We start from the raw sequence: 12,135 nt of genomic DNA on the forward strand, positions 1-12,135 counted from the left end.
CTATGTATTATGATGATATTACCAAACTAAGCGCTGCAGCGCAAAAGAAAACGGAGCTTCTGCAAAACAGCAAACCTAAATACCTGCTTGCATCAGCCTTAGCTGGCATGTACGTGGGGTTTGGCATCCTGCTCATCTTTACCATCGGCGGTCTGCTGTCACCGGAAAATCCGGCAATTGCAAGAATTATTATGGGTCTATCGTTTGGCATAGCGTTAAGCCTGGTAGTTACTGCTGGGTCAGAACTATTGACAGGCAACAATATGATTATGACTGTCGGTCAGTTGGAGGGAAAAGTTACTGTACAAGATTCACTCAAAATATATCTGTACAGTTTTACCGGCAACCTGCTGGGGGCCGTAATTCTTGCCTGGTTGTTTGTGGCTGCCGGATTGGCTACAGGTAGTACCGCAGCCTTTATCGGTAAGGTTTCTCAAACCAAGATGTCCTTGCCATGGACTGAACTTTTTGCCCGCGGTATATTGTGCAACACGCTGGTCTGCCTCGCCCTCTGGTGTTCATTCCGGCTCAAAGACGAAGCTGCTAAGCTGATTATGATCTTTTGGTGCCTGTTTGCCTTTATTACTACTGGCTTCGAGCATAGTGTTGCTAACATGACACTGCTTGCGGTGGCTCTGCTTGCGCCTGGCACAGCAGCTGTTTCCTTAGATGGCTTTATCTACAACATTGTTGTTGTGACATTAGGCAATTTTATCGGGGGCGCACTGGTAGTTGGGGGATCCTATTGGTATATTTCAAAAAAAGATTAATGATTGGAGTAACAACAACACTATAGGGATGCTGAAAAAAATGGAAACAGAATCGAAAAATCGGTTCTGTTTTTTATTGGTTGTTCGAAATTTCCAATGAAAATGCAAATTGAAGTCGTAAAAATGGGTTTTCACAATTACACCTATATGATATAATTCGAACTATATTGACTAAAACCAAACCGAACGTTCGGCAATGGAGGGTAAAAATTGTTCACCTTGCTTAACATAGCGCAACCGGAATCGCTGCAGGATGCCTATAAAATTGTGACCGCGAAGAAGAGTAACGCCATACTTGGCGGCTGTACCTACCTCCGGATGGGTTCTCAGACTATTCATACCGGAGTCGATTTAGCTAAACTTGGCCTCCATTATATCAAAGAACATGACACTTTTATTGAGCTGGGTGCAATGGCAACATTGCGTGATATTGAAACAAATGCTGCCCTCAACAAATATTTTAACGGCCTATTGCCTAAAGCTGTGCGGAGTATTATCGGTATACAGTTCCGCAATAGTGCCACCGTTGGTGCGTCGGTATTCTCACGCTATGGATTTTCCGATTTTATCACTGCCTTACTGGCACTTGATACTGAAGTGGAATTATATAAAGGCGGACGTATGGCATTAGCTGAATTTCTGGATACGCCCCGCAGCAAAGACATTTTAACCAAAGTAATTATTCATAAAACAAACCGCACTGCCTCCTACCAGGCACTGCGCAACTCGGCTAGTGATTATCCCATTTTGACTGTTGCCGTATCACATAATGCCGGGGACTGGAACATTGCTGTAGGCGCAAGACCCACTCGTGCTAAGCTGGCTGTGCAGGCAGCTGCGCTGCTCGCTGGAGCAGGTGCTGATGTGACACCGGCAATCCTGGAACAAGCAGCTCAAATGGCAGCAGCAGAATTGCCATTTGGCGCTAACATGCGCGCTTCAGCCGAATACCGGTGCGCCATGTGCAAAACATTAGTGAAGCGGGCCATCGCGGAGGTAGCAGCATGCAAATAGAGCTTTTCATCAATCACCGGCGTGTAGCCTTAGAGGTTCAGCCTGATGATTTCCTGGTTGATACACTGCGAAAACAGGGGATGTACAGTGTAAGAAGAGGTTGTGATACAACCTGCTGCGGCCTGTGTACCATCTGGATTGACGGCCGCCCGACCCTGTCTTGTTCGACGCTGTCGTTTCGCGCCCATGGCAAACATATAACAACCATTGAAGGGCTTCAGCATGAGGCTGAGGATTTTGCCAAATTTATGGCTGCCGAGGGTGCTGATCAATGTGGTTACTGCAGCCCAGGTTTTATTCTGACCGTTCTTGCTATGAAACGGGAACTGGTTAATCCTACCGAGGCCGACATTATCCACTACTTGACCGGCAATCTGTGCCGCTGCACCGGCTATCAGGGGCAGCTTCGGGCCGTCAAAAAATACCTGGGGGTAGCATCATAATGAAATGTGTAGGTAAAGGTCTAGCTAAAATTGATGCTATCGCCATTAGTACTGGCAAACCGGTATATACCGAAGACTTGGCGCCCGCTAATGCGCTGGTCGTAAAAATACTAAGAAGTCCGCATGCATTTGCCAGGATTAAAGCGATTGATACAACGAAAGCCAGTACTGTCAAAGGCGTAGAATGCATTCTTACCTACAAAGATGTGCCAAAAGTACGATTTACGCTGGCTGGACAGTCTTTTCCTGAACCGTCACCATATGACCGTCTGATTCTTGATCGCGTGGTCAGATATGTGGGCGATGAGGTGGCAGTTATTGCCGCTGTTGATGAAAAGGCAGCCAATGCCGCCATGAAATTAATTAAGGTTGACTACGAAGTTTTTGAACCAGTGTTTGATATGGAGCAGGCCATCGGCCATAGTTCGGTTGTTCATCCTGAGGATGATCTGTTATGCAATTTCCCTATCGGGATGGACAAGCCCCGCAATATTTGCTCGTCTCATAAGGTTGAAGTGGGAGATGTTGAGCAGGAGCTTAAGAACTGTGACATAGTGATTGAAGAGGCTTATTATACCCAGGCGCAGGCGCATGCCATGATGGAAACCTTTCGCGCGTTCACCTACCTTGATCATACCGGTAGACTCGTGGTTGTAAGCTCAACTCAAATCCCATTTCACATCAGGCGGCAAGTAGCCCGGGCCTTAGAACTGCCAGCAAGCAAAGTGCGGGTTATTAAACCACGTATTGGCGGCGGTTTCGGCGGTAAACAAACAGGTTCAGGCGAGGTGTTCGCTGGCCTTGTCACGCTCAAGACCGGCAAACCAGCCATGTTTATTTATAGCCGTACCGAAACCTTCAGCTGTACCACCAGTCGTCATGCCATGCGGCTTAAGATCAGACTGGGTGCTGACAAAGATGGTTTTATCCGTGCCCTTGATATTGAAAACTTATCAGATACCGGGGCCTATGGCGAACATGCGCCTACGACATCTATGGTGTGTGGCGATAAAACGCTGCCACTCTATAATAAAACCAGGGCAATCCGCTATCTAGGTCAAGCTGTGTATACTAATAAAATGCCAGGCGGTGCACTCCGAGGCTACGGCGCTACCCAGGGAACCTTTGCGCTGGAATCAGCTGTCAACCAGCTGGCTGCCAAGCTTGATATGGATCCAACTGAACTCAGACTTATGAATCTAATCAAAGAAGGCGAAACCTGTCTTGCCTATCAAGGCAAAGTGCTGGGCAGCTCAGCGCTTGACCGCTGTATTCAAAAAGGTAAAGAACTGATTGGCTGGGATGATAAGTTTCCCCGCCAAGTGCTTGCAAACGGCAAAGTACGGGCTGTTGGCATGGCTGTTACTATGCAGGGCTCAGGCATTGCCGGTATTGATACAGCCTCTGTCGAAATCCGGCTGAACGATGATGGCAGTTACACCCTGCTGACAGGCTCAACCGATATGGGGACAGGCAGTGACACTGTGCTGGCGCAAATTGCTGCTGAGGTGCTTATGACCACGTTGGACAACATCGTTGTGCATGCTGCCGATACAGATACCTCACCCTATGACCCCGGTTCCTACGCCTCAAGCACAGCCTATGTTACCGGCATGGCAGCGCTGCAAGCAGCAGAAAAGCTGAAAAAACAGATTATTAGCCATGGGGCAAAAGTGCTAGGTGTCGAGCCTGAGCAAGCCGAATTTGATGGTACTAACCTTACTTCGCTTGATGGCAGCAAGATCATGACCCTGGCTAAGCTGGCAGAGCTGATGGTATTAGGGGCAGGCAAGCAAGAGTTAGTAGGTCATGCCACTTACGGCTCACCCATCTCGCCGCCGCCATTTATTGCTGGCTTTGCCGAGGTCGAAGTTGACCCGGAGACAGGGTGTATTGACCTGATTGACTATGTGGCTGTAGTTGACTGTGGCACAGTGCTGAATGCTAACCTGGCACGTATTCAGGTAGAGGGCGGCATTGCTCAGGGTATCGGCATGGCTATGTATGAAGATGTCAGGTATGACGAACGGGGTAAGATGCAGACAGATACCTTTATGCAGTACAAGATTCCCTGCCGCAAAGACGTCGGCAAGATCACAGTGGCTTTTGAAGCAAGCTATGAACCCACTGGGCCGTTTGGCGCCAAGTCTGTTGGTGAGGTTGTTATCAATACACCGCCCCCGGCAATTGCTCATGCTGTGTACAATGCGGTGGGAGCTAGTGTTAGGCATTTACCGATAACGCCTGAAAAGGTGTTCATGGGTATGAATAAATAAAATATACAGTATATAAGGAGGACAATTCGTGCAAAACAACCAGCTGAAACATCCGGTCGACGAGATGCTGCCCTTTGGGCAACTATTCACCTACGGTCTGCAGCATGTTCTGGCCATGTACGCCGGAGCTGTGGCTGTACCACTCATCATTGCCAACGCGTTAGGCTTAAGCAAAGAGCAGCTTATTTACCTCATTAACGCCGATCTGTTTACCTGTGGTATCGCAACACTCATCCAGACATTGGGCTTTTGGAATATGGGGATAAAAATTCCTATCATTCAGGGCGTAACTTTTGCCGCGGTAACCCCGATGATTATCATTGGTAAGACACATGGTTTGACTGGTATCTACGGATCAATTATTGTTGCCGGTATTGTAACATATTTAATGAGTCCATATTTTAGCCGTCTTATCCGTTTCTTCCCGCCGGTAGTTACTGGTACCATCATTACCATCATCGGCGTTACCCTTATGCCGGTGGCCGTCCGCTGGGCAGCAGGCGGTAACCCGGCAGCCAAGGATTTTGCCGCATTCCCGTATATCTGTATGGCCTTTGTTACCTTAGTGCTTGTGCTATTCTTCTACCGCTATTTTAAAGGTTTCTTAAGCAATATTGCCGTTCTTCTGGGACTACTCAGTGGTACTGTCATTGCGTCTGCATTTGGTATGGTTAACTTTGCGCAAGTTCCTAAAGCTGCTTGGTTTGGCATTACCACACCATTTGCCTTTGGTATGCCGACCTTTGACTTTGCATCAATTTTGGCCATGGTATTGGTCATGCTGGTCGTTATGACCGAAACCACCGGCGATTGTATTGCGGTTGGCGAGATTATTGAAAAGCCTGTTACCCAAGAGGATTTGACCCGCTGTCTGCGGGCTGATGGCTTCTCGACAATGCTGGGCGGTATCTTGAACAGCTTCCCTTACACCGCTTTCGCTCAAAACGTTGGTCTGGTCGGTTTGACCAGAGTGAAGAGCCGTTTTGTTGTGGCAGCAGCTGGTGCCATCCTGGTAGTACTTGGTCTGTTTCCAAAACTGGCTGCTGTTATTGCCGCTATTCCCAGCCCGGTGCTGGGCGGCGCAGGTATCGCCATGTTCGGCATGGTTGCCGCCAGTGGCATCAAAACCTTGTCCAAAGTTCAGTTTGACGGTACTCACAACATCATGGTTGTTGCCGTTAGTATGGGTGTTGGTATGATTACTCTGGCAGTACCCAACTTTTACCACAACTTCCCTAGCTGGGCTCAGGTAATCCTCCACAGCGGCATTACAGCCGGTAGTGTGGCGGCCATTATCCTGAACGCTGTCTTAAACGGCACAGACAAACCTGGTGAGGCAGCTATCGGCAAGCAGGAATACATCGGCTAATTCGCGAAAGAATAAAGGCGACAGCCCCTAGTGGTTGTCGCCTTTACTATGTCAAGGGGACTATGTCAAGGGGACGGTTCTTTTGACACAATTGACTTTGTGCCAGTAGACTCGTTCTGCTGACAACCTAGGAGAATTATATGAATAACATAGTCATAATCAGAGGCGGTGGAGACATTGCCACAGGAATTGCCCACCGTCTGCATCAGAGTGGCTTTAAGGTTGTAATTTTGGAAATTCCTCAGCCGACAGTTGTACGGCGAACAGTTGCTTTTGCTCAGGCTGTAATCCAGAGCTCGCCGATGGCTGTAGAAGGTGTAACAGCCAGATTATCCCTGCTGGATGAAGTGAAGGAAGTATTGTCAAGCAACCAAATTCCTGTCCTGCTGGCTCCTGAGCATCCCTCGGTCAAACAGGTCATTAGTACCCTTAAACCACTAGCTGTAGTTGACGCCATTATTGCTAAGCATAATCTCGGTACGCAAATAACTGATGCAACTATCGTCATCGGCGTTGGCCCAGGATTTACAGCAGGGACAGATGTTCACGCTGTGGTTGAGACCATGCGAGGCCATGACTTAGGGCGGGTTATTTATCAAGGGAAAGCTATTAAAAATACGGGTGTTCCAGGACAAGTTGGCGGCTATACCCTAGAGCGGCTGATAAAAGCTCCGGTGGCCGGTGTATTTAGCGGCTGTCGTCAAATCGGCGATGCAGTAGCTGCCGGTGAGGTTGTCGGTCATGTTGGCGATACTCCGGTTGTGGTGGCTATTACCGGTGTAGTGAGAGGTTTACTGCAAAACGGCCTCATAGTGAGACCAGGAATGAAGCTTGGTGACATTGACCCGCGTTGCTGCCGTGAGCACTGTTTTACGATATCAGATAAGGCCAGAGCCATTGGTGGTGGGGTATTGGAAGCCATACTGCATTTGGGAGGAAAGCATGAATAAAGAAATTTTTATTCAGGTGGTGTAATATGCTGTGGGATGCATTGAAGATTAGCCAGCCAAGCGTTGTTGCCTGTGTTGGCGCCGGCGGCAAGACATCGCTGATTCAGTCACTGGCTGCCGCGGCAAGTGTACGGGGCTGGCCTGCTCTGGTCACTGCAACGACTAAGATGTTCTATAGCCAGGTAGACGGTTATGGGTTAGTGGTGGCTGATGAGTATTCTGTTGGAATAACAGAGGTGGCTAATGTACTCCAAACAGGTAAAACGGCAGCCTGGTTTGCTGGGCGGGATGGTGAAAAGGTACTCGGAGTGCCGCTAGCGTGGATAGACAGTATGGCTGCTGACATTCCCAATGCCTGTATTCTTATTGAAGCCGACGGCGCGCGCCGTTCTCTTCTCAAGGCGCCAGCAGCGCATGAGCCGCTTATACCTGCCTGTACGACTGCAACTGTTGGTGTATTAAACATGGGCGCTATTGGTCAGTCATTAGCGGAGACTAACACCCACCGGCTAAGTTTGGTGTCAAATATCATCAAAAAACAGGCAGGCGAGACGATCGAGTGGCTTGATTTAGCTCTGCTGGCAGCGCATGGTCAGGGAATTTTTCAATATGCGCGAGGAACTAAGGTTTTGCTGCTCAGCGGGGCTGCGGACATGGCTGCCAGGTTGGCAGCCAAACAAATTGCCGGCTATAGCAAGCTGGCTGGAATCGGTATCGCCCGTGTTGTTGTGACTCAAGGTTATGGCCGCGCCATGCGGCCAATCGAGGTGTATGAGCTATGAAGGCCAGAATTGCCGCGGTTATCTTGGCTGCAGGTACAGCCAGCCGCATGGGACAGCAAAAGCTGCTATTGCCTTTGGGCGGCAAGCCGTTACTAGCCCATGTGCTCAGTACTGTGCACGAGATGCCGTGGGCTGATTGTGTTGCCATTATTGGTGAACCTCAGGCTGAGCTGACAGAATTGTGTCAACAGTATCATATTCGTTCTGTCTTTAACGCTAAGCGTCAGAGTGGGCAGGCATCATCAGTAACCTTGGCTTTAACAATGCTACAAAAGCAGTTAGATGGTATTGTCTTTTTTTTAGGCGATCAGCCGCTGGTTTCGCAGGAGTTGGTTCAAGCCCTTTTATCTAAGTTTGAGCAGGTGGGCTGTAATCAGTCGATTATTGTGCCCTGCTGCCAGGGACAGCGTTATAACCCAGTATTGTTCGGAAGTCACTGGCGGGTCGGTTTGGCAGGCATTACAGGCGATATGGGCGGGAGACAGGTTGTTCGCGAGAATCCGGAATGGGTTAGTGAGCTGGACTGGCCGCACCCTGAGCTATTTTACGATGCGGATACTTGGCAAGACTACCAAAAGCTAAGAAAGTTGTCAGAGGAATAATTGTCTCTAGACAACTTTCTTAATTTTAACACGTTCGATAACACCAGGCGGTTTGTGATTGATATCACAGACCGCCTGGTGTTATTCGTGTAACATGAAGCTAAAAAAAGGATAAAAGGGGGCGGAGACAAGCAATGTCGTATAAAATGACAACAGCACGCTTTAATCAATACCTTCAAAACTGGCAGCAGGACTACATTATTTATGCACCGGTAATATTTCCCGGGAAAGGTAGTTTTACCAACACTGATTCTGTCAGATATAAAGAAGTCAAAATGATTGAGGAAATCGACTTTGGACAGAAGTCGGATTATTCGGCCAAAGAAATCGTGCTGCCTATTACCCAAACATTATTTTACTTTACGGAAGATAATTGGGCAGAACCTAAGATCAGTGATAAAAAACTGCTGATATTTGCCCGGAGCTGCGATATCCATGCCATCAAACGCCTGGATGACATGTATCTGCGCAATGGTTTTGAAGACCCTTACTATCAGGCTTTTCGCGAAAAAGTACGGTTTGCCCTAATTGAATGCCAGGAGAGTTTTGCCAACTGTTTTTGCGCCAGCATGGGGACAAATAGTACGCACGAGTATGATTTGTTTGTCAGGCCAGCTGGAGAATTTGTCTATGTCGGCGTCAATAACTCCGAGTTTATCTGTTGTGGTGAGCAGGAGATTCAGGTCGAGCCTTGTTTTATCCAGGAGAACGCCGTTGCTGTAACAGTTCCTGACCAGCTAGCGCTTACTGAAGTGGCTGAAGCACCTTTATGGAAAGAATATTCGACCCGCTGTCTGGGGTGTGGACGCTGCAGCTTTGTCTGCCCAACCTGCAGCTGCTTCTCGATGCAAGATATTTTTTATAAAGACAATGCTAATGCTGGTGAACGCCGGCGGGTGTGGGCTTCATGTATGGTTGACGGGTATACCGACATGGCGGGCGGCCATGGCTTCCGCAAAAGTAAGGGAGATAGAATGCGTTTCCGGGTTATGCATAAAATCGGAGATTATAAAAAACGGTTTGGTTATCATATGTGTGTTGGCTGTGGTCGCTGTGACGATATCTGTCCAGAATATATCTCGTTCACCAATTGCATTAACAAACTGGCTAAAGCAGCCGAGGAGGCTAACGCATGAGCAATATTTATCGACCGTTTAAGTCTAAAATTTTGAAAATTGTTCTACACACTGACATTGACTATACCTTTTACATGGAATATACCGGTCCTGTTAAACCTGGACAGTTCTTTGAGGTCTCTATTCCCAAATACGGCGAGGCTCCTATCTCGGTAAGCGATATTGGCGAAAACTATATCGGACTAACTATCCGCCGGGTTGGGGTTGTGACTAATACCATTCATGAGCTCAAGGAAGGCGACTCCTTATTCTTACGCGGCCCTTATGGTAACGGCTTTGATGTTGATTTATATAAAGGCCAAGATATTATTGTAGCTGCCGGTGGCACTGGTTTGGCACCAGTCAAAGGAATTGTCGACTATTTTGCGGCTAATCCAACTGAGGCTAAATCATTCTCACTGCTTGTTGGCTTTAAATCTCCCCAGGATATTCTGTTTAAGGCTGACCTGGAAAAATGGCAAAAGAGTATCAATGTTGTAATGACTGTAGATCAAAGTAATGACAATGTTTACCGGGGAAATACCGGACTTATTACTACTTATGTCAAAGATATCCCTGTGTCCAATTTCAGCCAAGCCCAAATCATCATCGTTGGACCGCCGCTTATGATGAAGTTTACCGTAGCCGAGTTCTTGAAAAACAAGGCTGCTGAAGAAAATATCTGGGTCTCTTATGAGCGGAAAATGTGCTGTGGTGTAGGCAAATGCGGACACTGCAAAATGGACGATACCTATATTTGTCTTGAAGGCCCGGTGTTTAATTACGCCAAGGCCAAAATGCTGATGGATTAGGGAGGCAAGGAGCATGGATATTAACACCAAAGTTTTAAAAAAGAATGCGTTTCGGGTTACCAAAGAGCGCTATAAAACAGCAGCCAGAATACGGGTGCCCGGCGGGCATCTTGATGCTAAATACCTGGATGTTATCAGGCAGACAGCTGAGCTTTACGGCAATGGCACAGTACACCTGACTACCAGACAAGGGTTTGAGATCCCCGGGATAGCTATGGACAAGATTGCTGAAGTCAACGCTATGCTGCAGCCGATCATTGAAGGCTTGAATATCAGCCAGGTTAGTCTAGGAAGCGGCTATCCGGCGGCAGGTACACGCAATGTATCAGCCTGTATCGGCAGTAAGGTTTGTCCTTTTGGCAACTATGATACCAGTGCCTTTGCCCAGCGTATTGAGCAGGTTATATTTCCTAACGACTACCATGTGAAAATTGCTCTCACCGGCTGTCCCAACGATTGTATTAAGTCCAGGATGCAGGACTACGGTATCATTGGTATGAATGAGCCGCAATATGACGCTTACCGTTGTGTCGGCTGCCAGTCCTGTGTTACCAACTGCAAGAAAAGAGCTGCCGGTGCCCTTAAGTTCGAAAATTTCAAAGTTGTCCGCGATAACGAAAAATGTATTGGTTGTGGCGAATGCGTGATTAAATGCCCTACAAGTGCTTGGACAAGAAGCAGTACCAAACTGTATCAATTAGTCATCATGGGCCGGACAGGCAAGAAGAATCCCCGGATTGCCCAGCCATTTATCCGGTGGATTGACGAAGCAAGCATTATAAAAATATTGAAGAATACCTATGCCTATATTGACCAGTTCATTGACAAAGAGGCCCCAGGCGGTAAGGAGCATGTCGGCTATATTGTTGACCGGACGGGATACCCGGTGTTTAAGGAGTGGATCTTAAAAGATATCATACTTAATCCTGAAGCCCAAGTAGCCGAATCCACTAACTGGTAAGCTAAAGCAGTAGGGATGGATCAGGCGAAATACCTGAATTGGTAATGCCAGTCCTTTCTGCTATAATAATGATATTATGAGCGAACTTTTATCTGCTATCACAGCAGCATACACAGTATTGGAAAAAGCACTACCTTCCATATTTATTGGATTGTTCCTTGCTAATCTTATGTCAAATGGCGGGGGTTCGACTAGAGCCAATCAACTTTTGCCATTAGTTGAGCGGCTGACAGGGCTACCCAGAACTGCGGTGCTGGTGATGCTGCTCTCTCTGGCCGACCGAACGGCTGGCATGGTAGCATTAGAGGCAGCCAGAAAACAGTTTGATTTGGCTGACAGGCAGGTAATTGCCATAAACTTAGCAGCTAAGGCACCAGCGGTGACTCAGTTTTTTATATTCTCATTTATTCCACTCATGGTGGCTCTGTTTCCGCGCTCGGCAGCCATTCGATTTTTAGCAGGGTATTTTGCAGCCTTTATCATGATCTCCATTATTGGCGTGGTTCTGCTTAAGCTGTGGTCTGATCGCAGATTGGACAACGGAGCGGCTAAAGACAGTGGGGACACTGGAGACAGTCTCGGTACATGTCTACATGCAGTTGAGCATGCTTTTAGGCAGACCTTGCAGCCGTTTATCAGGATTGCCGTATGGATGTTTTCTATGTCAGCTATTGTTATGCTGTTAGTTAAGAGCGGAGCACTGCTAGTGTTCGCCGATGTTTTGTCTTTAAGTGGTGGTCTGATTGGAGTGAACGTCATACCGCTCATAGGTGCTGGGCTTATTAGTATGATCGGCGGGGTGGCGGCTGTGGGCGCAGCCTGGCAGGAAGGAATACTTGATCCTGAAAATATTGTGCCGCTGCTGTTCTTGATATCCATTGCTCACAATATTTATGACCTATTTGCCTCATCGCTGCCGCGTACTATCGCGGTATTTGGACGAAATTTGGGAGTAAAGGTTGGTATTGCTGGTTTTTTTGTTACCGAAGGGGTAATGCTTTTATTCTTTATTCTTGCATTGTGAGGCGTAATTGCTTAAGC

General features: G+C 47.7%; 12 protein-coding genes. All 12 read left to right on the forward strand.

Annotated features, from left to right (window positions below; all coding sequences use genetic code 11):
• Window positions 1–2: 2 nt before the first annotated feature.
• The 12 genes from B9A22_RS01775 (at window position 3) to B9A22_RS01830 (ending at window position 12,118) form a co-directional block, all read left to right on the forward strand.
• Window positions 3–770 carry a formate/nitrite transporter family protein gene (locus tag B9A22_RS01775; protein ID WP_084573874.1) on the forward strand — a complete coding sequence of 256 codons (768 nt, stop codon included), beginning with the start codon at window positions 3–5 and terminating at the stop codon, window positions 768–770.
• A gap of 210 nt (window positions 771–980) precedes the next feature.
• Window positions 981–1,784, forward strand: a complete 804-nt coding sequence (locus B9A22_RS01780; RefSeq protein ID WP_084573875.1) for an FAD binding domain-containing protein — start codon at window positions 981–983, stop codon at window positions 1,782–1,784.
• Window positions 1,775–2,227 (forward strand): (2Fe-2S)-binding protein, encoded by a 453-nt coding sequence (locus tag B9A22_RS01785; RefSeq protein WP_084573876.1) that lies wholly within the window; start codon window positions 1,775–1,777, stop codon window positions 2,225–2,227. The genes B9A22_RS01780 and B9A22_RS01785 overlap by 10 nt, the downstream gene beginning before the upstream one ends.
• Window positions 2,227–4,503, forward strand: coding sequence for a xanthine dehydrogenase family protein molybdopterin-binding subunit (locus B9A22_RS01790; protein ID WP_084573877.1), 2,277 nt, complete (start codon window positions 2,227–2,229; stop codon window positions 4,501–4,503). Before B9A22_RS01785 ends, B9A22_RS01790 begins: the two co-directional genes overlap by 1 nt.
• Window positions 4,504–4,567: 64 nt before the next feature.
• On the forward strand, window positions 4,568–5,872 hold the full coding sequence (locus tag B9A22_RS01795) for a nucleobase:cation symporter-2 family protein (RefSeq protein WP_084573925.1): 1,305 nt from the start codon (window positions 4,568–4,570) through the stop codon (window positions 5,870–5,872).
• 140 nt (window positions 5,873–6,012) lie between these two features.
• On the forward strand, window positions 6,013–6,822 hold the full coding sequence (gene yqeB, locus B9A22_RS01800; protein WP_084573878.1) for a selenium-dependent molybdenum cofactor biosynthesis protein YqeB: 810 nt from the start codon (window positions 6,013–6,015) through the stop codon (window positions 6,820–6,822).
• 26 nt (window positions 6,823–6,848) lie between these two features.
• A complete protein-coding gene (yqeC, locus tag B9A22_RS01805; RefSeq protein ID WP_084573879.1) occupies window positions 6,849–7,604 on the forward strand; it encodes a selenium cofactor biosynthesis protein YqeC in 756 nt (251 codons plus the stop codon).
• Window positions 7,601–8,206, forward strand: coding sequence for a nucleotidyltransferase family protein (locus tag B9A22_RS01810; RefSeq protein ID WP_084573880.1), 606 nt, complete (start codon window positions 7,601–7,603; stop codon window positions 8,204–8,206). Before yqeC ends, B9A22_RS01810 begins: the two co-directional genes overlap by 4 nt.
• A 134-nt stretch (window positions 8,207–8,340) precedes the next feature.
• Window positions 8,341–9,342, forward strand: a complete 1,002-nt coding sequence (gene asrA, locus B9A22_RS01815; RefSeq protein WP_084573881.1) for an anaerobic sulfite reductase subunit AsrA — start codon at window positions 8,341–8,343, stop codon at window positions 9,340–9,342.
• Window positions 9,339–10,133 (forward strand): anaerobic sulfite reductase subunit AsrB, encoded by a 795-nt coding sequence (gene asrB, locus B9A22_RS01820; RefSeq protein WP_084573882.1) that lies wholly within the window; start codon window positions 9,339–9,341, stop codon window positions 10,131–10,133. Before asrA ends, asrB begins: the two co-directional genes overlap by 4 nt.
• Window positions 10,134–10,146: 13 nt before the next feature.
• Complete coding sequence (gene asrC / locus B9A22_RS01825) at window positions 10,147–11,094, forward strand: sulfite reductase subunit C (RefSeq protein ID WP_084573883.1); 948 nt, start codon at window positions 10,147–10,149, stop codon at window positions 11,092–11,094.
• Window positions 11,095–11,170: 76 nt separating this feature from the next.
• Window positions 11,171–12,118: a hypothetical protein gene (locus tag B9A22_RS01830; protein ID WP_139796124.1), complete on the forward strand. Its 948-nt coding sequence runs from the start codon at window positions 11,171–11,173 to the stop codon at window positions 12,116–12,118.
• The last annotated feature ends 17 nt before the right edge of the window (window positions 12,119–12,135 follow it).

The organism is Sporomusa malonica (genome assembly GCF_900176355.1).
In the GTDB taxonomy this organism is placed as follows: Bacteria; Bacillota; Negativicutes; order Sporomusales; family Sporomusaceae; genus Sporomusa; species Sporomusa malonica.